At 43.4% G+C, this 24,403-nt stretch carries 22 protein-coding genes and 1 pseudogene; 10 read left to right on the forward strand and 13 right to left on the reverse strand.

All coding sequences use genetic code 11. The features are described from left to right. Positions 1–22 precede the first annotated feature (22 nt). The 6 genes from ACAM39_RS03175 to hemB all read right to left on the reverse strand — a co-directional run bounded on the left by ACAM39_RS03175 (position 23) and on the right by hemB (position 7,314). Positions 23–1,591 carry a phosphomannomutase/phosphoglucomutase gene (locus tag ACAM39_RS03175; RefSeq protein ID WP_369628199.1) on the reverse strand — a complete coding sequence of 523 codons (1,569 nt, stop codon included), beginning with the start codon at positions 1,589–1,591 and terminating at the stop codon, positions 23–25. Between the two features lie 112 nt (positions 1,592–1,703). Then, complete coding sequence (gene dut, locus ACAM39_RS03180; RefSeq protein ID WP_369628200.1) at positions 1,704–2,168, reverse strand: dUTP diphosphatase; 465 nt, start codon at positions 2,166–2,168, stop codon at positions 1,704–1,706. A gap of 176 nt (positions 2,169–2,344) precedes the next feature. After that, positions 2,345–2,914, reverse strand: coding sequence for a porin family protein (locus ACAM39_RS03185; RefSeq protein ID WP_369628201.1), 570 nt, complete (start codon positions 2,912–2,914; stop codon positions 2,345–2,347). A 431-nt stretch (positions 2,915–3,345) separates the two neighbouring features. Beyond that, positions 3,346–5,385, reverse strand: a complete 2,040-nt coding sequence (locus ACAM39_RS03190) for a UvrD-helicase domain-containing protein (RefSeq protein ID WP_369628202.1) — start codon at positions 5,383–5,385, stop codon at positions 3,346–3,348. 251 nt (positions 5,386–5,636) lie between these two features. Then, on the reverse strand, positions 5,637–5,867 hold the full coding sequence (locus ACAM39_RS03195) for a hypothetical protein (protein WP_369628203.1): 231 nt from the start codon (positions 5,865–5,867) through the stop codon (positions 5,637–5,639). Between the two features lie 442 nt (positions 5,868–6,309). Next, entirely contained in the window at positions 6,310–7,314 is a 1,005-nt protein-coding gene (hemB, locus tag ACAM39_RS03200; protein WP_313013231.1) for a porphobilinogen synthase, read from the reverse strand. Positions 7,315–7,461: 147 nt separating this feature from the next. Between hemB and ACAM39_RS03205 the strand changes: the two genes are divergently transcribed. Further along, entirely contained in the window at positions 7,462–8,070 is a 609-nt protein-coding gene (locus ACAM39_RS03205) for a thioesterase family protein (protein WP_369628204.1), read from the forward strand. A 102-nt stretch (positions 8,071–8,172) separates the two neighbouring features. Here the strand turns inward: ACAM39_RS03205 and ACAM39_RS03210 are convergent, their stop codons facing one another. The 4 genes and pseudogenes from ACAM39_RS03210 to ACAM39_RS12430 form a co-directional block, all read right to left on the reverse strand. Next, a complete protein-coding gene (locus ACAM39_RS03210) occupies positions 8,173–9,759 on the reverse strand; it encodes an efflux transporter outer membrane subunit (protein WP_369628205.1) in 1,587 nt (528 codons plus the stop codon). Between the two features lie 76 nt (positions 9,760–9,835). After that, complete coding sequence (locus tag ACAM39_RS03215; protein ID WP_369628206.1) at positions 9,836–13,099, reverse strand: efflux RND transporter permease subunit; 3,264 nt, start codon at positions 13,097–13,099, stop codon at positions 9,836–9,838. A gap of 14 nt (positions 13,100–13,113) precedes the next feature. Beyond that, positions 13,114–13,503: an efflux RND transporter periplasmic adaptor subunit gene (locus tag ACAM39_RS03220; protein WP_369628207.1), complete on the reverse strand. Its 390-nt coding sequence runs from the start codon at positions 13,501–13,503 to the stop codon at positions 13,114–13,116. A 3-nt stretch (positions 13,504–13,506) separates the two neighbouring features. Next, positions 13,507–13,563: pseudogene (locus ACAM39_RS12430) on the reverse strand (hypothetical protein); the annotation flags it as partial. Positions 13,564–13,607: 44 nt separating this feature from the next. Here ACAM39_RS12430 and ACAM39_RS03225 point away from each other — a divergent pair. Continuing rightward, positions 13,608–13,988: a helix-turn-helix domain-containing protein gene (locus ACAM39_RS03225; RefSeq protein ID WP_101965293.1), complete on the forward strand. Its 381-nt coding sequence runs from the start codon at positions 13,608–13,610 to the stop codon at positions 13,986–13,988. Positions 13,989–14,020: 32 nt separating this feature from the next. Beyond that, positions 14,021–14,521, forward strand: a complete 501-nt coding sequence (locus ACAM39_RS03230; RefSeq protein WP_369628142.1) for an IS630 family transposase — start codon at positions 14,021–14,023, stop codon at positions 14,519–14,521. On the opposite strand, the gene ACAM39_RS03235 is transcribed toward ACAM39_RS03230, so the two are convergent. Then, the gene (locus ACAM39_RS03235) at positions 14,417–15,478 is read right to left on the reverse strand and encodes an efflux RND transporter periplasmic adaptor subunit (protein ID WP_369628208.1); all 1,062 of its coding nucleotides are present in this window, start codon (positions 15,476–15,478) and stop codon (positions 14,417–14,419) included. The genes ACAM39_RS03230 and ACAM39_RS03235 overlap by 105 nt on opposite strands. 287 nt (positions 15,479–15,765) lie before the next feature. Here ACAM39_RS03235 and ACAM39_RS03240 point away from each other — a divergent pair, with 287 nt between their 5' ends. Then, positions 15,766–16,344, forward strand: coding sequence for a TetR/AcrR family transcriptional regulator (locus ACAM39_RS03240; protein ID WP_369628209.1), 579 nt, complete (start codon positions 15,766–15,768; stop codon positions 16,342–16,344). A 14-nt stretch (positions 16,345–16,358) separates the two neighbouring features. Here the strand turns inward: ACAM39_RS03240 and ACAM39_RS03245 are convergent, their stop codons facing one another. Both ACAM39_RS03245 and ACAM39_RS03250 read right to left on the reverse strand, forming a co-directional pair. After that, the gene (locus ACAM39_RS03245) at positions 16,359–17,444 is read right to left on the reverse strand and encodes an alpha/beta fold hydrolase (RefSeq protein ID WP_369628210.1); all 1,086 of its coding nucleotides are present in this window, start codon (positions 17,442–17,444) and stop codon (positions 16,359–16,361) included. A 168-nt stretch (positions 17,445–17,612) separates the two neighbouring features. Next, positions 17,613–18,533, reverse strand: a complete 921-nt coding sequence (locus ACAM39_RS03250; RefSeq protein ID WP_369628558.1) for a polyprenyl synthetase family protein — start codon at positions 18,531–18,533, stop codon at positions 17,613–17,615. A gap of 443 nt (positions 18,534–18,976) precedes the next feature. On the opposite strand from ACAM39_RS03250, the gene rplU reads away from it, so the two are divergent. The 6 genes from rplU (at position 18,977) to nuoC (ending at position 24,392) form a co-directional block, all read left to right on the forward strand. Next, positions 18,977–19,288, forward strand: a complete 312-nt coding sequence (rplU, locus tag ACAM39_RS03255) for a 50S ribosomal protein L21 (RefSeq protein WP_007115464.1) — start codon at positions 18,977–18,979, stop codon at positions 19,286–19,288. Positions 19,289–19,328: 40 nt separating this feature from the next. Continuing rightward, positions 19,329–19,592 (forward strand): 50S ribosomal protein L27, encoded by a 264-nt coding sequence (gene rpmA, locus ACAM39_RS03260; RefSeq protein WP_036591251.1) that lies wholly within the window; start codon positions 19,329–19,331, stop codon positions 19,590–19,592. Between the two features lie 362 nt (positions 19,593–19,954). After that, on the forward strand, positions 19,955–20,644 hold the full coding sequence (gene lolA / locus ACAM39_RS03265; protein ID WP_369628211.1) for an outer membrane lipoprotein periplasmic chaperone LolA: 690 nt from the start codon (positions 19,955–19,957) through the stop codon (positions 20,642–20,644). A 528-nt stretch (positions 20,645–21,172) separates the two neighbouring features. Next, the gene (gene ndhC / locus ACAM39_RS03270) at positions 21,173–21,706 is read left to right on the forward strand and encodes an NADH-quinone oxidoreductase subunit A (protein ID WP_472828220.1); all 534 of its coding nucleotides are present in this window, start codon (positions 21,173–21,175) and stop codon (positions 21,704–21,706) included. A 93-nt stretch (positions 21,707–21,799) separates the two neighbouring features. Then, on the forward strand, positions 21,800–22,462 hold the full coding sequence (locus tag ACAM39_RS03275) for a NuoB/complex I 20 kDa subunit family protein (RefSeq protein ID WP_007115468.1): 663 nt from the start codon (positions 21,800–21,802) through the stop codon (positions 22,460–22,462). Positions 22,463–22,589: 127 nt separating this feature from the next. Beyond that, complete coding sequence (gene nuoC / locus ACAM39_RS03280; protein ID WP_472828221.1) at positions 22,590–24,392, forward strand: NADH-quinone oxidoreductase subunit C/D; 1,803 nt, start codon at positions 22,590–22,592, stop codon at positions 24,390–24,392. Positions 24,393–24,403 lie beyond the last annotated feature (11 nt).

The raw sequence follows: 24,403 nt of genomic DNA on the forward strand, positions 1-24,403 counted from the left end.
AATGCGTTTTTAACAGCGGTGTTTATACAGGCTGAATTTGTGCGACTTGTTCGGCAAGGTTGTCATCAATCGTACGACATAAGTCAACAAAAATAGATTGAATATGCCGCAGCTCAGCAACGTCATTGGCAGAAAAACGCACGGTCAAAAAACTGCCCGTATTTGACTTGCGTAAAATACCAAATCCATCCGCAAAATCCAAGCGTAACCCATCAATCGTATTGACATTTTTGACCGCAAATGAGGATTTTAACCGTTTAAACGGCTTTTTCCCCAGTGCCGTGATACGAGCAATCACGGTTTGACCATAATGGTTATCCGCAATAGGTAAATACATATCCGCCGTACTAATGCAAGTGGGCAAACTCGCTAGGATATCGTTAAGACTGGTAGGTTGATGGCTCAGCCAATTGAGCAAGCGGGCAGCCGCGTACATGGCGTCGTCATGTAGCACAAAATAGCCATCGTTAAAAATAAAATGCCCTGATAACTCACCTGCAAAAATTGCGTTGTCTGATTTGTTTTGTAGCGACTTTCGCATCAAGCTACTGCCAGTTTTGGTCATCATCGGGGCGGCGCCATGCGAAGCGATGAGATTGGGTACATGATGCGAGCATTTGACATCAAAAATGACTTTTCTAGCAGTTGATGTATGCGCACTGGGCAATTCTTCAATGGCAATGCGAGAGAGTAGATAAAGCAAATTGTCAGGGCTAATCATGTGACCCTGTGCATCAATTACCATCACCCGATCGCCATCGCCATCAAAAGCCAAGCCAATATCTGAGCCTGTAGCTTTGACTGTTTGAACTAACTGCGTCAAGCGATTGGACTGCGTCGGGTCTGGGTTGCCTTGGGGAAAATTGCCATCGGGAGAGGCATTTAGCATGATGCAACAATAGCCAAGCTGGCTAAATAGAGCCTCTGCAAAATCACTGGTCGCACCATGCATACAGTCGATGACAATTTGCTGTGGGGCATGGAAATAGGTGGTTTGAGTGAGTTTGGTTTGATTGATGTGAGTAAAAGCCTGCTCGATAGCCTGAATATAAGCTGCAAAAAAATCCTTGGGCGTTGAATAAGTAGTTTGCCTGATAGCAGCAATAAGCCTGTCCTCAGGCACGATGGCTTTGTAGCCAATTAAAGCCTCATAAAGCTGCTGCACATCATCACCGCTTGGCGACTCATGATTGATAAGCCATTTAATGCCATTGATATGTTTTTGCGAATGACTGGCGGTGACCATCAGCCCATTACCGGAAAATTGCTGAGCCATAAACGCCATCATCGGCGTGGTTGTCAATCCCAACCACTGCACTACTAGACCTGCTTGCTGGCAAGCATACGCCATATATTTGGCAATCTCTTGGCTTTGGTGGCGAGCATCGTACCCGATGACAACCGTAGGCTTGTTTGCCGCTAGCGTTGGCGTTGTTGCCGCGGTTTGGTGAGCATAGACAAAAAGCTCGGCAAATGCCCTTGCCAATGACCAGACAAAATCATCGGTAAATAAAGTGACATCACCACGAATATCGTAAGCTTTAAAAAGAGATTTTTGCGGAAAGAAAGGATGAATAAACAGAGTATTCATAAAAAAAACATCTAACTGATTTTATACTACCAAAATCATAGCATTGAAATTTGGCAAAATAATTAAATACTCTGTTATAAATTGTTAAAAAGAACTGAAAAAATGCTAATAACTAATGGGTTCCCGTTGAGCCAAAGCCGCCTTCACCGCGTACGCTGATATCAGAAAACTCCGCTACAATCTCAAAAGTCGAACGCACAATCGGCAAGACCAAGTACTGCGCCATTTTCTCGCCAGGTTGTAACGTATAATTGGTTTGACTACGGTTCCAAATAGAGACCATTAATTCGCCTTGATAATCAGCATCAATCACGCCTGTTAAATTACCGAGGACGATACCATGCTTATGCCCTAGCCCTGAGCGCGGCATGATAAAGCCAACATAATCAGGGTCTTGAATATAAATGGCGAGTCCTGTACCAATCAATTGGCTTTCACCAGCTTTTATAGTGATAGGCTCATCGATACAAGCACGTAAATCTATACCCGCCGAGCCGTCTGTGGCGCGATGAGGTAGGGGAAATTTATCATCATTACCAATTTTGGGGTTTAAAATCTTGACTTGTACTTGCTTCATGCTTACCAACTTATGTTAAATTTATAAAAAAATGTAAAAAAACCACTATATTATAAACCTAAATGGCGCGATACTGAGCGAATACCAAAGTAAGTTTTTTTGACCAAAAAAAGAAACCAAAAAAAAGAGCAGCCATAAGCTACTCTTTTTTATTCAATCTTCATCTATCAATTCAATTAGAATTTATAGTGAGCACCGACAGTAACTAAGTCTGAGTCAACTGAAACATTGTTTGTTACGTCCACTGAAGGCAGACGCGTATATTCAGCTTCTACAGATGCATTTGGTGAAAGGTTATACCCTAAACCGATACCACCTGCAAGACCTGACTCGTCATATTTATCATCACCAACATCAACTTGGGTTTGCGCAAAACCTAATTTACCTTTGGCGTAAACATTAGATGCTGGAAATTGGTATTTATAAGTACCATATAAACCTGCCGTGTTAGTGCTAATTTCACCTACTTTTGTACCGCTAAGTTTTAGATCTTCTTTTGAAGAATCTACATATTCAACTTCTGCACCAAAGTTAGGGGTAAAATTATAACCTGCATACACACCATAAGCGGTTTGGTTATCAGTATCAAGACGGTCAACATCAGTATTAAATTGACCCGCTTTGACACCTACATAAGGTTGACCAGTGTAGCCAACAGTATTGGTTTGGTAAAGGGCAGCATTTGCACCTGCAGTCACAACTGTACCTGCAATTAAAGCTAAAAGGGTTTTATTTAAAGTTTTCATCGTCTTCTCCTTCAGAAGTTTTTTGAAAAGTATCACAACAAGCCATATAAAATTTTAGTTAAGTTCATTTGAATATTAGCTATATAACTAGTTGCTACTCAGCGTTATTAATTGACCCTGATTAATCAACCAGTTATTGCCCTGCTTGTTTTGTTAAAGCCATCATAGCAAAATAAATCTAGATTACTGTCTGTGTTTAACAGGTCGGACGTTAAGTTATGAAATGAAATTTGCCAAAAAGGTAACTAAGCTACCTATTTGAAATTTTTTGTTACATCTCCTGTCAAACACCAGTTTTTTAAGAAATATTTAGTTACATTTACTTGGGTGGTTGGGTCAAATCTTTGTCATACAAGCTTTTTTGCATAAAAAAAGGGCTTAAAGTTACCTTTTTCGCCCTTTTTTCTACGCAGCAGTTTATTATCAAGTAATTATTTGGCGGCTTTGCTTTTGAGTAACGCCTGAATATTGGCCAAATAATCCTCTGCGGTTTTCTTGGGTTGGTGCGCCGCCACTGATTTTTTCATGCCAGGGGCATCGATATGTTCTGTCGGCAATTCGTCAATAAATCGGCTAGGGGTGGTGGTTTTCATTTGACCCCCTGCACGGCGCTGTGCCGCCAGCGTCATGGTCAGCTCTTTACGGGCACGGGTAATCCCCACGTACATCAAGCGTCGTTCTTCTTCGATGGATTCAGCAATAATGGAGTTTTTATGCGGTAATAGTTCTTCTTCAAGTCCCATGATATAGACATAATCGAACTCAAGCCCTTTAGCGGCGTGTAGTGTCATCAGATTGACTTTATTGGTATTTTCCTCTTCCTGCTGCTGCTCAAGCATATCAAGTAACACAAGCTTACGGATGACTGCATCAATGGTGCGATCATCGTCATCATCCGCGCGGTTAATCAGGTTTTGGATACTGGCGTAAAGCGTCTCGATATTATCAATACGAATTTTTTCTTGCTGCGGGGTTTTTGCTTCGCTTCGTACCAAATCGATATAGCCAGTTTCATCAATCATTTGCTTGACCAGCGGCACAGGGTCGGGATGCTGGTATAGCTCTTGGGTATAACGCTCGATAAAATCAGCAAATTCTTTAAGCTCGCCACTGGCTTTTTTGGGTAACACATGCGTCAGTCCACTATGACTACTTGCCATCAAGAGCGAGACTTGGTGTTCTTGGGCAAATAGTCCGAGCTTTTCAAGGCTGGCAGGTCCAAGCCCACGTTTTGGGGTATTGATAATGCGTAAAAAGGCACTGTCGTCTTCAGGATTTAGAATCAAGCGCAAATAACTCATAATGTCTTTGATTTCGCTACGGGCAAAGAACGACGTGCCGCCTGATAACTTATAAGGAATTTGCAGCTGACGTAGCTGGGCTTCCAACATCCGCGCCTGAAAGTTACTACGATACAGTACCGCATAATCTTGCCATTCATTGGCATTGCGAAGTTTGTGGGTGATGATTTCTTTGGCAACGCGTTCTGCTTCATCATCATCGTTACGACAATTGATGATCCGAATCAGCTCGCCATGCCCTTTATCTGACCATAATTTTTTTTCAAATAAATGCTCATTATTGGTAATCACTGAGTTGGCAGCGTGCAAAATACGTGACGTAGAGCGATAGTTTTGCTCAAGCTTAACCACTTTTAATTTGGGAAAATCCTCTTGCAGCAGTGCCATGTTTTCAGGTTTTGCCCCACGCCATGCATAGATGGATTGGTCATCATCACCCACCACCGTAAAACGCGGCTGCACGCCAACTAGCAGTTTAATCAATTCATATTGCGCGGTATTGGTGTCTTGGTATTCATCTACCAATAGATAGCGTATGCGATTTTGCCATTTATCACGTACTTGGGTGTTTTGTTGCAACAGCCGTGTCGGCATCACAATTAAGTCATCAAAATCCACCGCATTGTAGGCACGTAGGTTACGCTCGTAGAGTTGATACAGCGTTGCAAATAGCATATCTTCAGGGTCGGTGAGCGTATCTGCTGCTTTTTCAGGCGGGATAAGGTCATTTTTCCAATCGGATATCATTTTGATGGCTTTACCGACCAATTCGCGGCTCTCGGCACCACTCATGTTGTCTCGCACCATCAAATCCATCAACAACCGCTTGCTATCTTCAGCATCCATGATGGAAAAATTGCCTTTAAGCGGCGTATGCAATAACTCATAACGTAAAAACTGCAAGCCAAATTGGTGAAAAGTCGAGACAGTTAAGCCTTTGGTTTTGTCACTCGGCAATAATTTTTGCACACGGGCTTTCATCTCGCGAGCCGCTTTGTTGGTAAAGGTGACCGCGGTAATACGCTCGGCAGGCATTTGGCACTCTTCAATCAGATAAGCGATTTTACGGGTAATCACCGATGTCTTACCCGAACCTGCACCTGCCAATACCAGCAAGGGTCCAGAGACATATTGCATGGCTTCTTGTTGGCGAGGGTTTAATTGGCTCATAGTCGCTTCCACCGTTAATAAAAGTTGCTCAGTAAAAAATGGACAATCGACTATTATAGTCTAAAGCGCAAAAGATAAGGACATAGTTGGCGGTAAAATTTTGAGAAATAATCGGTGCAACAATTGATAACCCAGTGGTCGTCAATGACTGCCATAAAAAAAAGATGCCACAGCGCATCTTTTATTCATTGCATATTTTATTAATCGTATGGTCTATTTAAATTGATAAAAATAGGTTAATTATGGGTAGGTTAATTAGGGGTAGACAATACCACCTGTTGGCCCGGCTGATTTAAGGTACTAACGACCGCGTCAGTCGGACTTATCGATGGCTGAGTATCCATTGTCAAATCGCTTGACAGTTTAAAGCTGAGTGCCAAAAATAACATCATAGCCACTGCCATCATGGCGTTTTTGATTGGGCTATTAGAAATCGAACTATTAGCAATCGAACTATTAGAAATTGGTTCATTACGCATCATCTTATCCTCCATTAATCAGCTAGCAGATACCACTCTCGTCTTTTATTTGTTATGAACCCCATTATCTGCTTATTTCTCTCAAAAATATAATGCCAAAAAGTAATCAATTATTGTAAGACGCTAAAAATGGCTCGTCCAAAATTAGTAAACTTAGTGAATACGGGTAAATAGATAAATAAGAATTAGTATTTTTGCTTTAGCTTCTTTACTTTAACTTATTGTGCATGAAATTGACTGATTAACTAAGTTTATATTTAGTAAATAAATGGGTAAAAAAATAATAAAAGTTAGCAGCTTTGTTATTCTTTATCACATTAAGTAACTTTTTATTACGCTCGTTAGCGCGCTCGATGCTTTTAAGTTAACGAGTGTAACGTCACAAAAAAGGCGACACGGATTGATAAGCCAGTGTCGCCTTTAGTTTTAATCAAACTTTACAACATTATTGATTGAGCTGCTTGGCGGCTGTCATTGCAAAATAAGTTAAGATACCGTCGGCACCTGCACGGCGAAACCCTAACAGTGATTCCAAAATAACGTCCTCGCTTAACCAGCCGTTTTGTATCGCTGCCATGTGCATGGCATATTCACCTGATACTTGATACGCATAAGTCGGCACGCCAAACGTGTCTTTGACCTCGCGTACTAAATCAAGATAAGGCTGACCTGGTTTTACCATTACCATGTCAGCGCCTTCTTGGATGTCGAGGGCGACTTCATGCAGGGCTTCGGCGCGATTACCAAAATCCATTTGGTATTGTTTTTTGTGTCCGCCTTTAAGGTTGCCTGCGCTGCCGACGGCATCACGAAACGGTCCATAATACGCAGACGCGTATTTGGCAGAATACGCCATAATGGCGGTATTAATAAAATTTTCTCCATCTAATGCTTGACGAAGCGCGGCAATACGACCATCCATCATATCGCTTGGTGAGATGATATCCGCGCCTGCACGGGCGTGGCTCAGGGCTTGTTTGGCGAGGATGTCAACAGTAATGTCATTAAGCACGTAGCCATTGTCATCGACAATACCATCTTGACCATGACTGGTATAAGGGTCGAGCGCCACATCAGTCATCACTACCATCTCAGGTAAGGCGTCTTTAATTGCTTTGATAGCAGTGCAGGCAAGACCGTTCTCATCATAGGCGTGTTCAGCCTGTAGCGATTTAAGGCTTGGGCTAATGACAGGGAATAAATCAATGGTGGTAACGCCTAGACTGAGTAGCTGCTTGGCATACTCGATTAGCAAGTCTACGCTCAAACGCTCAACGCCTGGCATGCTTGCCACGGCTTGGCGCTGCTGTTTACCCTCAATGACAAACACGGGCGCAATCAGATGCTTGGGTTCAATGCTGGTTTCTTGCACCATGGCGCGGATATTATCGTTGTAACGTAGGCGACGTAAGCGAGTATTGGGGAATGAACGATTAAAAATATAACTCATGAAGACCTCTGGTTCTCGAGTGAAGCTTATTATCTAACGTTATCAAGTAACGCAGAAATTGTATAAGGCTAAATAAGCAAAATTTGCTAGAATGATAATTTTTTAAAAAGCCATCTTACCACAATCTACTTACGCATGGAGGGCGCCGTGAGTTTAAACCCTGTAAATGCCAATCAATTAGCCGCTCAGTCATCGATTGACAGCACTAATATGACTGACACAATGTCTAAAGAAAATGACGAGCATTCTGATTTGGCAAACGAGTTGCAACTGCAGCTCAATGAAGACAGTGAGCATCACCCCATCAGCAAACCTGGTATTGATGTGCTAGGGCAGCAGCTCGCCAACATCATGTCCCAAAGCCCGTTTGTGGCGCATACTTTTACTACCTATCATTATGAAGATGGCAAAGTATATGGCAAGGTCAAGTCCAATCCAGCCCTCATCGGCAATCCAAATTTTGAGATTTTGCATGGCGGTATGACGGCGACGCTATTAGATACCATAGGCGGGCTTGAAGGCATGCTTGAAATCTATCGTCGAGACCAAGGCACGTTTGCAGAGCAGACCAAAAAAATTAAACGCATGGCAACCGTCGATTTGCGTGTTGATTATCTAGCCCCTGGTCGCGGCCATGAGTTTATGGTAACAGCCGAAGTGATTCGTATGGGACGCAAAGGCTGCACCACGCGGATGATGTTGGTCAATGATGAAGGAAAACTCATCGCGCATGGCATCGCCAGTTATGCGTTTTAAAGCAGCCATTTATAGTAAAAAACCCACATCAGTGTGGGTTTTTTACTATAACAGCTTATGACTAATCTAATGCACTAGATCTAATGAGCTAGGTCTAATGTATTAAGGTTGGACGGTTGTTGTAGTGGTCGTTGTTGAGGTGGTTGTAGTGCTCGCTTGGTCAGGCTGATGGGCTGCATCAGTAATTTTTTGCTGGGCATTATTAGCAACCTGTGACAACTTGGTGCTGAAATTTGTATGTTTTTCTATGGGTGTTTCGAGCGGCACATCGCGACTTACCCCGCCGCCTAAAACTTGGTATAGCTGTATTTGACTGAGCAATTGCGACTGCTTGGTATTTAGAATACTTTGTTGGCTGCTATAAATCGAACGCTGTGCATCCAATACGCCCAAATAATTGTCCAAACCTGCTTTAAAACGGGCTTGAACAATTTGATAGTATTTTTGGTTGGCAGCGAGCGACTGGTTGTACGCGGTCAACTGCTGATTTAACGTTGCGCGATTGGCAAATACGTCATTGACTTCTTTAAAAGCGGTTTGAATCGCTTTTTCATAGGTATTTAGCGCTTGTTGTTGCTCGATTTCACTCACTTGGTAATTGGCTTTACGTAGACCTGCATCAAAAATCGGCAAGCTCACACTCGGTCCAAAACCCCAGCTAAATGCGCCTGTTTTAAACAAATCGCCTAAGCTTGAGCTGGCAGCACCCACATTGCCGGATAGGCTAATGGTTGGATAAAACGCCGCGCGCGCGGCGTTAATATTTGCCCCTGCGGCTTTTAAGTTATATTCCGCTTGACGCAAATCAGGACGATACAATAATAAATCACTGGGTAAGCCCGTGCCAAAAATACGATTATTGGTGATGCTACTAATGCCCGCTGCAGGTAGTAGGCTATTATCCACCGGGGCGCCTACTAGGTAGCGTAAGGCATTTTGGTTGGTCAACAAATTGGTTTGTGCTTGGGCGATAGACACTTTGGCAGCTTCAACCGCCGCTTGGGCTTGTACGGTACTTAGCTGCGAATCAAGACCTGCTTTAAAACGCAGCTGGTTAATGCGAAGTGAATCTTGGCGTGTGGCTAAGGTTTGTTTGGCAAGTTGCAGTTGTGCCAAACTATAGCTGTAGGCCACATAGCTTTGCGCAATGTTACTAATCAAGCTAATTTGCGCGGCATCTTTGGCAGCGGTGGTCGCAAGGTAGTTTTGTAAGGCGGCATCTTTGAGGCTCGCAATACGTCCCCAAAAGTCAAACTCGTAACTTGACATGGCTAGTCCAACATTATAAGTGTTGGCAGCATTGCCTTTGAAGTCACCTGCACGATTTACATTGGCAGATGAATTGATAGTAGGCACATCGGCGATGTCTTGGATTTGGTACTGTGCGCGGGCTTTTTGAATCGCCAAAATCGTGGCACTGATGTCTTTGTTATTGTCTAACCCCAATTGAATCAGTTGTTTTAGCTTGGCATCGCTATAAAAATCCTGCCAACGCTGAGACGCGATGCTCGGCTGACTGGTGCCGCTGACGGTCTGACTGTCATAGGTTTCATAAGGCTGATTAATTGCGATATGCGGCTGTGCTACGACAGGCTCAGTTTTGGCTTTTGGAATGGTTTGACAAGCGGTGAGCGAGAGTAGGGTAGCTACTATAGCGGTCAGGGGTATTAGGCGAAAGGTAGAATCCATATAACTTACCTGTATAAATATAATGTGTTTGTTATTGTAAAAGATTAAATGGGTAAAATGTTTACCCATTTATGTCTTATTGATGGTTGGATTGTGAACTATCATCAGGCTTATAGATGCTCACCTGTGTGGGCTGTGTGACAGCGACAGGTTCAGCAGGATTAGGTGAGTAGGGTGATACGGGTTGTAAGTCACCATCATTGCCGTCATTGGGGTCATGCGGTTTGTTACCTTTAATCAGTGAGCGTATCCACACATAGAACATTGGGATAAAAAACACCCCTAGGATAGTTGCACTGACCACGCCGCCTAACACACTTGTACCAATCGCATTTTGGCTACCTGAGCCTGCGCCTGTTGCCAAGAATAAGGGTACCACACCAATACCAAACGCCAATGATGTCATGATAATCGGGCGTAAGCGTTGGCGAGCAGCGACCGTAACCGAATCATATAGATTATGTCCCAAATCTTGTCGTTCTTTGGCAAATTCAATAATCAAAATCGCATTTTTGGCAGATAAACCCACAACGGTCAGCAGACCTACTTGCAAATAAATATCGTTTGAAAGCCCACGTAAACCCGTAAACAGTGCAGCACCTAATACCCCAAGTGGCACAACAAGCAGCACTGCAAAGGGAATTGACCAGCTTTCATACAGCGCAGCTAGACATAAGAACACCACTAAAATCGAAATGGCGTACAGCATAGGTGCTTGGGCGCCAGATTTTTTCTCTTCTAATGATAAACCTGTCCATTCATAACTGATACCTTTTGGCAGTTTGGCAATCATTTGTTCCATCGCAGTCATCGCTTGACCGGTACTCAGTCCTGGAGCTGCGTTACCTTGCAAGTTCATCGATGACAAACTGTTGTAACGCGTTAGCGTAGGCGAACCATACTGCCATTCACCGGTGGCAAATGAGCTAAACGGAATCATCTGATTGTCACTGTTGCGTACATACCATTTGTTGATATCCTCTGGGGTGGTACGGCTCTCAGCTTCACCTTGCATATACACTTTTTTGATACGACCACGATCCATAAAGTCATTGACGTAGCTACTACCCCAAGCGGTACTAAGAACACTGTTAATCACGCTCGGCGCGACACCCATCGCAGCAGCAGCATCATAGTTGACGTTGACTTTATATTGGGGTGAATCTTCTTGTCCATTTGGACGCACGCCACTGACTTGTTTATTTTGCGCCGCCATGCCCAGTAGCATGTTACGGGCTTGCAGCAAGCCTTCGTGACCTAAGTTGCCGGAGTCTTGTAGCTGCAGATCAAAACCCGTTGCCGTACCCAAACCTTGAATAGCAGGCGGTGAAATGGCATATACTTGGGCTTCATTGACTTGGGTCATAAAATAACCCATGGCACGTTTGGCAATCGATTGCGCGGTATTTTCTTTACCAGGGCGCTCATCCCAATCTTTTAAGCGTACAAATGCCAATCCCATATTTTGCCCTTGACCGGCAAAACTAAAGCCATTGACCGTAAATACAGATTCTACAAGGTCTTTTTCTTGGGTTTTATAATAGGCGTTGACCTTTTCGATAACCGCTTGCGTTTGATTTTGGGTACTACCGGCAGGCAGTTGCACCAATGTCAACAGCACACCTTGGTCTTCTTCGGGAATAAATGAACTTGGAATACGGGTAAATAAGAACACCAATGCCGCAATCACCAAGGCATAAGGAATCATATATAGCCAGCGCATTTTGATACTGCGACCTACGAAGCTTTCATAGCCTTCACTAAGACGCATAAACATACGGTTAAATGCGCCAAAGAAACCGGTCTGATGCCCGCTGTGTTTGTCATGGGCTTTAGTGCGTTTGAGGATAGTCACACATAGGGCAGGGGTGAAAATCAACGCAACTAAGGCAGATAGTACCATGCTGCTGATAAGCGTCACTGAGAACTGTCGATAAATCACCCCAGTTGAGCCGCCAAAGAATGCCATCGGTAAAAATACCGCCGACAAAATCAAGGCAATACCAATCACCACTTTACTGATTTCGCGCATTGATTCACGGGTGGCTTCCAGTGGCGTCATGTCTGGATTTTCTTCCAGCAAACGCTCAACGTTTTCGACCACGACAATCGCGTCATCGACTAACAGACCGATGGATAACACCATGGCAAACAGCGTCAACACATTGATGGTATAGCCAAATGCGTACAAAATACCAAACGTACCCAGTATTACCACAGGTACTGCCAACGTAGGAATAATCGTTGCGCGCCAGCTTTGTAAAAACAAGAACATCACTAAGAATACCAGTGCAATCGCTTCAGCAAGTGTTCTGACTACTTCCTCAATCGACAAACGTACAAATGGCGTGGTGTCATAAGCAACTGAGGCTTTTAAGCCCGCAGGAAAATTAGGTTCAAGCTCTTTAAGTTTGGCTTCTACGGCGTTACGTGTGCTTAAAGCATTGGCGCCAGATGACAGTGAGATACCGATACCTGCCGCATCCTTGCCATTGTAGCGGGCAATCTCGCTGTAGCTTTCACTACCAATTTCCACTTTGGCGACATCACCCAAGCGAATTTGCGCACCATCTGTATTACTTTTAAGTAAAATATTACGAAATTGCTCTGGGGTTTGTAAGTAACTTTGCACAGTCACGGTGGCATTAATGACTTGACGGGCTTCGTCAGTGGGTGTTTGTCCTAACTGACCGGCTGATACTTGTGCGTTTTGCGCTTGAACTGCGCTGGTGATATCCGAGGGTATTAAACCATAGGTACGAAGTTTTTCAGGGTCTAACCAAATACGCATGGCATACGCAGAGCCAAACACATTGACGTTACCTACACCCTCGACACGGCTGATCTGGTCAACCACGTTGGAGTTGAGATAATCGGCAATATCGGCACGATCCATACTGCCATCTTCAGATGTCATCGCCAGTACCATCAAGAAGCCACTCGTGGACTTATTGACGTTGACCCCCATGCGCTGCACCATCTCTGGCAGCGAACTCATGGCAGATTGCAGTTTGTTTTGGACTTGGACTTGTGCTGTATCGGGATCTGTCCCATTCTCAAAGGTCAAGGTGATTTGCGCAGCCCCACTGGATGATGAACTTGAGGACATATACATCAATCCATCAAGCCCTTTCATTTTTTGCTCAATCACCTGAGTGACGGAGTCTTCAATGGTTTGGGCAGCGGCACCTGGGTAGGTGGCTGAGATACTAATGGTAGGTGGGGCAATACGTGGATACTGCTCAATCGGTAATTTAAAAATTGCTAAGATACCCATCAGCATGATGAGCATGGCAATCACCCAAGCAAAGATGGGTCTATCAATAAAAAAGCGTGACATGATATCTCCCGTGCTTATGGTTGCGCAGTTTTGGCGGTAGTTGAGCTATTTGTTACGGTCGTTTTGGTCGTCGTCGTGGTAGAAGCATTGGTCGGTACCGCGGTTGAGGCTGGCTGCGATGCCACATAAGGCATGGCTTTGACTTGCTGATCTGGTTTGACTTTGGCGCCACCAACCATCACCACTTGCTCACCTTGTTTTAGACCGCTAGTGACAATCCATTGACCTTGGTGCGTACCTTGAACTGTAACTGGGCGTACTTGGATTTTATTATTGGCGTCAACCACATACACGGTTGATTCACCTTTGGCTGTACGATTAATGGCACTTTGTGGTAATAATACGGCATTATTGATAATACCTTGAATCAACTGGGCATTCACCATCATCCCTGGCAACAGCACAAAGTTATCATTGCTAAATACCGCACGCAGATTAACCGTGCCTGTGGTACTATAGTAAATCCTGTATTATAATGAACACAACTTAAACTTTCATAGATAGCACCATGCCAAACCTATACGACCAAGACTTACGCAAACGCACCATAGCCTACTGGCAAGAAACAAATAACAAAAGCAAAACAGCGAGAATATTCGGCATCTGTCGCAACACGCTTAACAGTTGGATAGCCTTGTACCACGACCAAGGCAATACCGAACCTAAGAAAGCACAACCAACGGGTGTAAAACACATCATCACTGACCTTGATAGCTTTGAACGATATGTCAAAGCTAAACAATTTGATACCGCTAAACAGCTACGAGAACAATATTTAAAAGACCATCCCGATGTCAGTATATCCTACAATGCGTTTGTCGATACCTTACATCGTATCAACTGGACATTTAAAAAAAGACCTTCACCTACAAAGAATCAGACCCCGTAAAACAGCAAGGTTTCAGCGTATGTTTAGCTATCATGGCTTTTTGGTTTGGTCTAACCAACATCCTATTTATGGATGAAACAGGCTTTTACCAAAGACAAAGCTATCATCGTAGCTGGTCACCGGTTGGCACACCTTGCTATGCTAAAATGGATGCCAATAAAGGCAAACGCTTAAATCTTATCGGTGCAATGAGTATGGCTGAATTTAAACTGATTGCGCCTGTGACCTTTGAAGGTGGGTGTAAGCGTGATACGGTAGAAAATTGGCTTCACACGCTTGGTCAATCTTTGCCTAAAGATGAACTCGACAGCTACCCACAGCGTTTTTTAATCATGGATAACGCGCGTTTTCATCGGGGTGGTGATTTAAAACAGATTGCCGAAAAATACAACTTAACGTTACTGTACTTACCACCTTATTCTCCTGAGTTAAATCCTGTGGAGCATAAGTGGGCAGTGGTTAAGCAAAAGGTAAAACTCTCGATTAATGACTTCGATTCGCTTCATGATTGTGTTAAATACTGTGCAGTTTAATTTAGGGTTTACTATATCCACTTTAGCTTCTTCAAAGCGAAGTTGTCCTACCATCGGGTAGGTTGAGCCATCAGCGAGCTTTAACTGAACCTGAGCGGTACGTGGTGTGCTAAGTTTACCAGCCGCAAATTGCTGACGAAGTGCCAATAACTCGGCGGCTGACTGACTGATATCGACATAAATTGGATTGAGCTGCGAGACGGTTACCATCTGCGTCGAGCCCGCGGTGGCAAGCGCACCGACATTGACATTTGAGCGACTGGTGATACCACTAATAGGCGCTTTAACCACGGTACGGCTCATGGTGAGCTGGTTGCTATTCACTGATTGTTGTGCGCCGCGAGCCGCTGCTTGGGCGGCATCAATATTGGCTTGTGCCACCCCGACTTGCGCCTGCGCATTTTTAACCGCTGCTTGCGCGGTACGCACGGCGGTCGCCCCTTGGTCATATTCTTGACTGGAGATAGCTTCAGTACCACGTAGCTGTTTTAGACGGTTTAAATTGGTTTGAGCCAGCGCAAGTTCGGCTTGGCGGGTTTCTAGCACCGCTAAGGCATTATTATAGTTGGCTTTTGCGGTATTGACACTGGCAAGACTTTGATCAAGGCTTGCGCGACTACCGGCAAGTACACTGGTGTAGCTATCGGTATTGATTTGATATAACGGCTGATTTTGTTTGACAAAAGTGCCTTCGCGAAACAACTGGCGGTCAATAATACCTGATACTTGCGGCGTAACGGTGGCTTGTTGATAGGCGACAACTTTACCTGATAACTCTTTGGTAAGTGGAATCGTTTGGAATGTTACAGGCTGTACATTGACTATTGTGGGTGGCATTTGCGCCTGTGCTCCTGCACCGCCGCCACTTTGTTGCTGGGCTGCTGTGTCTGACTTATTACACCCGATTAATAAGCTACAACTCGCTAATGACACCATGAACAACACTGGGTATCTCATACCAACCTCATAAAAAATAGGGAATTTTAAAAAAATATTATAAAATAAATGCGACATTGTTGTTGCAATATTTACGATAAGACACAAAACTTTAGGATAACTAAAAGATAGCTACATTACTACCTAGTGATCGGCAGCCATTATTTTAAAAAAAAATCTCTAATTGGGAAACCGACAATATTAAACAAAGTAAGTGTTTAAGCAACAATTATTGCCTATTTGTATACATAAAAATTTTAAAATGTCAAAGCCATTGATCGATTTTTTTAACAAGGAAACATTTGCGCATGACTTTAAGTCGTAACAAGTCACCTGATTTACGTGTTGTCAAAACCCATAAAGCCATCCGTGAAGCCTTTATTATATTGTTGTCCGAGCAGGAGTACAACGATATTGCTATCCAAGCAATTTTGGAGCGCGCCAAAGTCAATCGCGCTACTTTTTATAAATATTACAGTGGTAAGGGTGATTTGGCTGGGCAGATGATTGATGATTTCAAGCAGGAAGTCAGCCAGCTATTTCAAGACAGGCTCAATGCTGATAGTCAAATGCTACAAATGATTATGGAAAATCATTCACAAAAAATGTTTGAACGCCGCCAACAGATGCTAGCCCTGTGGAAAATCCGTACCCAACACCACAATCTTTATCATGATATGTTTTTGATGGGTAAGCAAAACTTTATTGAACTGGCTAAAAAACAAAAGGCGACAGACTATTTGACGGCTGAGGCGATTGATTACCAAGCCACCATGATGGCAACTATCTTGATGTCAAGTTTTAAATACTATTTTGAAAAAGATTTGCCAATCCCAGCCGATTTAAAGGTTGAATGGGAGCAAATGCTTATCATCACAATGAGTTAATTTTCGCATCACAATCAATTGATTGGCGCATTGTAACTAAAATGCGCGATAAACTGGCTTGCCAGTTGTTCTATCAGCGCAAGTGGCATGTCGTGACCGAGCTCATCAATGAGTATCAAGTGACTGTGTGCAATATGCTTGGCAAGCGAATAGGCATGACTAAATGGAATGAGTTTGTCTTGTTTGCCATGAATGATGAGGGTGGGCTGGTGAATTTGTTTGTCAATATCGACCAGTGACCCCGTCGCCAAAATCGCCAGTAACTGCCGCTGCGTGCCTTTTGGGTAAAAACGCCGTTTAAACAGTTTTTTAGCTTTACTCAAGGCCGCTTGTTCATCAAAGTAATCGGGGCTGGCGATGGTCTTGATGGTCTGCACAAACTGCTGGGTCAATGCGTCAGCATCTTGGCTTTCGGGTAGTGGCTGGGTAAAGGCCTTGATGGCTTCAACAGCGGGTGGGCGCGAAAAGGGTCGATTGTTACTGGTGGATAATAGTCCCAATTTTTCTACTTGGTGGGGATAACGCACTGCCATGATTTGCGCAATCATACCGCCCATCGATTGACCAATCACAAAGTATTTTTTGATCCCCAATATTTTGAGCAGTTGATAGGCATCTTCTGCCATGTCGTACAAATCATACGGTGTTTCCAAATTTTTTAGCGGTAGCCCCAGTCCGAATCTGCCCAGCAATTTGGCTTTATAAATGGGGGAATCATGAGCGGGGGTCAATTTTTTGTGCTTAAGCTTGCTGGATTTGCCAATGTCGCGATTGTCAAATCGCACGACCCGAAATCCAGCATTGATTAGCGCATAGCAAAATTCATTGGGCCATACCAAGCTTTGCGCGCCTAGCCCCATAATCAGTACGATGGTAGGGTGGGTAGGGTTGCCACCGACTTCCACATAGAATTTATACTTTGGGGTGTGCACCTTGGCGGCTTGCATAAAATCCGCGTGTTTGGAAGGTCGAAATTTAATGTCGATGGTGGCAGGTGATTCAATGGTGTCTAATGCCGATTGCGCTTGAATTTCTTTAGTTTTTTCTTCGATAAGTTGTTGTTTAATATCGGGTAATGAAGTGGGCATAACATCAGACATACAGCATCCATAATTAAAAAGCTAACAATCAAAAAGCCATCAATTATAAAACTATTAATCAAAAAGCTATCAAAAAATTAGCAAAATTATATGACGACTTAATGACGTATGATTTACCGCATATCGAATTGGACATCAAACTGATCACCACTCAGCGCTAATTAACAATTAATAAAGCCGTTGGCTGGCAAGCGTCATCAAATCGAGTAAACCTTGACGGTATTTTGAATCTGGTAAGGTCAGCACGGCTTGTCTAGCAATCTCGCTTTCTTGCATCGCTTTGTCACGGCAATATGCCAGTGCACCACTGGTTTTGACAATCTCAATAATTTCGTGGGTATCGTTTACTTCACCCGTCTGAATGGCAATCCGTAATTTTTCATGCGTATCACCCGTGGTCATTTCAAGCGCTTTAATCAGCGGCAAGGTTGGCTTGCCTTCAGCAATGTCATCACCCACGTTTTTGCCGAGCACCTCACTATCGCCGACAAAGTCTAAGATATCATCAATAATTTGGAAGGCATTACCAAAGTGCTGCCCAAATGTGGCGAAGGCGTCATTGTATTCAGGGCGATTTTCCAAAATAGCCACCCCTTGACTTGCCATCATAAATAGCCGAGAGGTTTTACCGTCAATGATTTTCATATAATCGGCTTCGGTGGCTTTGGGGTCATGCTGATGTTGTAGTTGCAATACTTCCCCTTCAGCGATATCACAAGTGCCATCCGAGAATAACTGCAATAACGGCAACGAGCCAAAACCTACCAAAAGATTAAATGAACGGGCAATCAGATAGTCACCGACCAATACAGCCGTTGCATTATCCCACGTTGCATTCGCGGTCGGCTTACCACGGCGCATACCTGACGCATCAATCACATCGTCATGTACTAACGTTGCAGTATGCAGCATTTCAGTGATTGCGCCCAAATGCATGGCAGCTTGTGAAGGCTGATCGTTACAAATACGTGAGCAAAGCAGCGAAATCAGCGGGCGCATACGCTTACCGCCTGCGTTGATGACATGCTGACTCACCGACATGACCAGTTTGACTTTTGAGCTTAGACTGCCATACACCTGCTTATCCATAATCTCGAAATCGTCAGCGATAATAGATTGAATCTGCTGATAGGTGACAGGCGTGCTGTTACTGTCTTTAGTAACACCCGCATCGATAGCAGTGGATGTAGGATTTAATTGTTGATTGTCTAGCATAGGTTGGCTCAAAGCTTGGAGTGAAAATTCGTGGTATTTGGCTTGTGGTGAAAGCCGGCAAAATCATACCATACTGCCGTTTTTTGTGTAAGTTATAGCTGTGTATTTTTATTGGCGACTTGTATTACTGAGCGGACACTGCGTTGAGAAACGCGCAATAATTTATTAGCCAAAATCGCATCAACATCCGTGAAGTTTTACTTGATTTTAAATACTAAAAACGTTAAAATTGCGACCTTATATTTCCCTGTGTATCCGTCGTAGAAGTGTTATCGCCCTTGGTAGCCACGGTGTACGGGTTTATTGGAGCAACCAAGATGTATGCAGTAATCAAAAGTGGTGGTAAACAACATCGCGTCGTTCAAGATGAATATTTAAAAGTTGAATTGCTAAAAGCTGAAAAAGGCGATACCATCAAAATTGAAGACGTTTTAATGGTCGTTGATGGCAGCGATATCAAAATTGGTCAACCTGTGGTTGCCGGTGCAGTGGTCGAAGCTGAAGTAGTAGAACATGGTCGTGGCGAGAAAGTACGTATTGTAAAACACAAACGTCGTAAACACTATCATAAAGAACAAGGTCACCGTCAATGGTATACTTTGTTAAAAATCAAAGCAATCACTGCTTAATTGACTATTTCAAACACATTAATCTCTAGGAGACATCGACATGGCACATAAGAAAGCCGCAGGTTCTACCCGTAACGGTCGTGATTCAAACCCAAAAATGCTTGGCGTAAAAATCTTTGGCGGTCAGCAAGTTGTTGCTGGTAACATCATTGTACGTCAACGTGGTACAGAATTTCACGCAGGTGAAGGTGTAGGTATGGGTCGTGACCATACATTATTTGCTTTAACTGACGGCGTCGTAAAATTTGCCGTTAAAGGTAAATTCAATCGTCGCTACGTATTTGTTGAAGGCGCAGCTGAATAATCACTCAGCTTGTTGTTAAACAAATTAACCCAATAAGTCGCACTTATTGGGTTTTTTATTGTTGGTAGTCAAGTCTCTTAACGGGTTTTGGATAGTCCTCAATGGTTTGACATTGTTTGGTCAGTGCTTAGTCAAAACTTTCTTAGCGCTCAGCTATTGTTACATTTGTTACAACTTCAACAACAATCATTGCATGGGGCGTCTAGTAGGGTAAGAAAAATTTAGCGACAATATTTGTCAGCGAATTTAGCTTAACTTGTTAATTTTTAATTTTTAATTTATTGATTAGCCTGTTGGGCTGATATTATTTTTGAATACTTTTGCTAAACTTTTAACAATTTTTATTGAATGAGGGACCTACCATGACAACATCTACCAATAAAATTATCAGTAAATTAGCTACTGGTACATTATCAGCATTATTGATTACTAGTATGCCGATGACAGTCGCCATGCAATCAGCCAATGCCGCTGTCGCCAACTCAGCAAGCGCGGCAAAAAACTTAAACAACCTACTTAAAAATGTCAAAAGCATGACCGCCAATTTTAGTCAAACTACCTCTAGCACAGGTGGCAAGGGCTTAAGTAAAGCATCAAAGAATTTCTCAGGTACCATGGCTGTGCAACGCCCAAATCAGTTTCGTTGGCAGATTGGTGGTACGGCATCGCAACTGATTGTTGCCAATGGCAATACGCTTTGGATATACGATAAAGATTTAAATCAAGCGACCAAGCAAAGCGTGAGCAATCAAGTAGGGGATACCCCAGCACTGATTTTGTCAGGTGATCCCAGCAAAATCGCCAATAGTTTTAATGTGACCCAGCCGATTGCCTCAAAAAATTATTACGTGCTGTATCCAAAAAGTGGCAATGCCAACTTTAAAAGCTTAGGCATCGCTTTTAACAGCGGTAATCCTGTGATGATGGTATTAAATGATAATTTGGGACAAACCACCAGTATTCGATTCTCAAATGTGAAACGCAATACGTCAATTGCCAGTAATCAATTTAGCTTCACGCCACCTAAAGGCGTTGATGTGATTAACCAATAAGTAGTTAACTATTTCATTAAATAAATTATTCAAATGATTTTTGGCTGACAAACCCTGCTTACTGCAGGGTTTTTTTGCTAGAGTGTTGCTATTCAATTAACGGTTAATTACCGGAAGATTGGAGCCTGCTACTAGCATTTTTTACATAAAATGAGTAAACTATCCGTGTTTTAGCCAGTTAACAGCAATATATAGTTACTTTTGTTAAAATACGCATTTTTATAAAGTGATGTAATGCTACTTTATATTAGGTTTTAATCGTGGTTTTAGCAATATATTTGACTAGCCTGTTTAGTAACTAGCCAATCACTCACCGATTACAATAATGGTCAATGGATGTGCAGCGGGGCAGCTTGTTAGCTGGTACGAGGTAATCTTAAGGAAAATAGTTCTTAAGACGTTATCTGCCATCGTCTTTGTGATATTACGCTTGAGCCAGACGGGCTTGGTGGAAGTATCAAAAATATCGTTCCAACTTGAATTGCTTAACCTACGTAACTGTTAGTCGTATTGCCCAGGAGTATCCTCATGATTCCAGTCATTGATTGGTCTGCAATTGTATTTATTTTGGCAGCCATAGGACTTTGTATTTTCATGCTTGTTGTACCAAGATTGTTAGGTGGTACTTCTAAAGGCTTTCAAAAGCAAGAAAATTTCGAGTCGGGCGTGGTCAGTGCTGGTTCTGCCAGAATCCGTTTATCTGCAAAATTCTATATCGTCGCTATCTTCTTTGTTATTTTTGACTTAGAAGCATTATACCTATATACCTATGCGGTATCGGTCAAAGAAGCAGGTTGGTTGGGATTTTGGACCGTTGTGCTGTTTGTGGTAGAGCTATTAATCGGTCTATATTATCTGCTTAAACTAGGGGCACTTAACTGGTCACCTGCTGACAAAAAGCCAAAACCAAAGCGTTTAGCTGCTGCGCCTGCGGGCTTTAATCTCGCGGATATTACCCGCTTTAATGGTGTTGAAGAGTTAGAAGTTGACCCGACTGGTAAAATCCCGGCCCAGTTGTCTGGCGCAATGAACCAAAACCCAAACAATAACGCGGTAAAATAATAATCCGACTTTGTAATCTGTGTTGCAAGGTCTTTTGCATTTGTAGTGATATAGAGCGAAATCCTGCTTTAAAAATCAAGGTGATCGAGCATTATGAAATATACATTAACCAAAGCCAATCCAGATGCCGACAGATTTCCAGACCAAACCCGTCAAATTATTGACGAAGAGGAAGTCAATAAAAACGTCGTCATGACACGATTAGAAGATTTGACCCATAGCCTTGCAAACTGGGGTCGTAAGCATTCATTGTGGCCATTTAACTTTGGCACCTCGTGCTGCTATGTAGAATACGCAACGACATTGACAGGCGTGCATGACTTGTCGCGCTTTGGCGCTGAGGTTATTCGTGCGTCACCACGCCAAGCTGACGTGATGATTGTGGCAGGTACTTGCTTTATGAAGATGGCGCCTGTTATTCAGCGTCTCTACGAGCAAATGCTTGAGCCTAAATGGGTCATCTCAATGGGTGCCTGTGCTAACTCAGGCGGCATGTACGATGTGTATTCAGTGGTGCAAGGCGTTGATAAAATCATTCCTGTCGATGTGTATATCCCTGGTTGCCCACCTCGTCCAGAAGCTTTGATTCAAGCCATCATGCTGCTGCAAGAATCGATTACTAAAGAACGTCGTCCACTCGGTATTCATGTCAATGACCAAGGTATCTACCAACCTGTCATGCAGCCAGAACGTGACCGTAAACAAGCAGATCGCATCGCGGTCAAAAATCTACGCAGCCCAGATAACATTGATTAATGCTAGAGATTGCTTAATGCTAGAGTCAATCTCTGGATGGATTTAGGATGAATTCTCGCTAAGTAAAAGCTTAGCGAATTGCGTTCAAAACAAAAAAGGTATTCCACTACCTTCTTAATAATTGTGAATGAGGAAAGTGCCACTCATGGTAACGGTAACTGATAATCAAGCACAAACTGATGTCCCAGCAGTGATTGCAGAATTAAATCGCAAGTTTGAGGGGCAGTTTGTTGTACAAAAAACCTTTGACGCTTTTCCCACTATTTGGGTCAGCCGTGAACAGGTCATCGAAGTACTCCTGTATCTTCGCACCTTGCCACAGCCTTATGTGATGTTACTGGATATCTCAGCGATTGATGAGCGCTTACGCCAACATCGTAAAGACAGAGATGGCAATGCCTTGCCTGACAGTGATTTCACCGTGTTCTATCATCTAATGTCGTTAGAGCGCAATACGGACATCCGTATCAAAGTGGCGCTCAAAGAAGCTGATTTACACATCCCTACGGCAACCCGCATTTGGCCGAATGCCAACTGGTATGAGCGCGAAGCGTGGGATATGTTTGGTATTACCTTTGATGGTCACCCACATTTAACCCGTATTTTATTGCCAAAATACTGGGAAGGGCATCCACTGCGTAAAGAATACGCCTCTCGTGCAACTGAAGTACCGCCTTATTATCTCGATAAAGGCAAGCAGATGTTTGAGCAGGAGAACCTACGATTTGTCCCAGAAGAGTGGGGCATGAAACGTAGTGGCCGTGACGAAGACTTTATGTTCCTAAACTTGGGTCCTAACCACCCTTCGGCGCACGGTGCCTTTCGCGTTGTGCTTCAGCTAGATGGTGAGGAGGTCATCGACTGTATTCCAGATATTGGTTATCACCATCGCGGCGCTGAAAAAATCGCTGAACGCCAAACTTGGCATTCATTTATTCCTTACACTGACCGTATCGATTATCTTGGGGGGGTGATGAATGAGTTGCCCTACATCATGTCAGTGGAAAAATTGGCAGGTATTACGGTACCAGACCGCGCGAATACCATTCGTATCATGATGAGTGAGTTCTTCCGTATCACCAATAATTTGCTGTACTGGGGTACCTTCATTCAGGATGCGGGCGGTATGACGCCAGTATTTTATATGTTCGCCGACCGTCAAAAAGCGTATGATGTGATTGAAGCGGTAACCGGTTATCGTATGCACCCAGCGTGGTTTCGTATCGGCGGTACCGCGATGGACTTGCCAAACGGCTGGCACAAACTGGTTCGTGAATTCTTAGATTGGATGCCAAAACGTATCGATGAATACGTCAAAGCCACCATGAAAAACAAAGTATTACAACTGCGCACCCAAAACGTTGCCCAATACGATGCTAAATCTGCACTGGCTTGGGGCGTATCAGGTCATGGACTTCGTGCCACAGGTATCCCTTACGATGTACGTAAAGCGCGTCCTTATCTTGGCTATGAAAATTTTGATTTTGAAGTGCCAATTGGGTTTAATGGCGATGCGTATGACCGCTGTTTGGTCAAAATTGAAGAAATTCGTCAGTCACTGCGTATCATTGAGCAATGTCTTAACAACATGCCAATGGGGGCATACAAAGCCGATCACCCACTGGCTGTCCCACCACCCAAAGACCGCACCTTAAATGATATTGAGACCTTGATTAACCACTTTATTTCAGTATCGTGGGGTCCTGTCATGCCAGAAGGCGAGTCCTCCTTTATGGTGGAAGCGGTGAAAGGTATTACCAACTATTATATTACGTCTGATCGCTCAACCATGAGTTACCGTACCCGTATTCGTACGCCGACCTTTGCGCATTTACAGCAAATGCCGTCAGTCATTAATGGTAGCTTGGTTTCTGACTTAATTATTTATCTAGCGTCAATTGACGTTGTTATGGCAGACGTTGACCGTTAGGAGAAAACCAC

Origin of the sequence: Moraxella sp. K02, assembly GCF_041154755.1 — a bacterium.
GTDB lineage: Bacteria > Pseudomonadota > Gammaproteobacteria > Pseudomonadales > Moraxellaceae > Faucicola.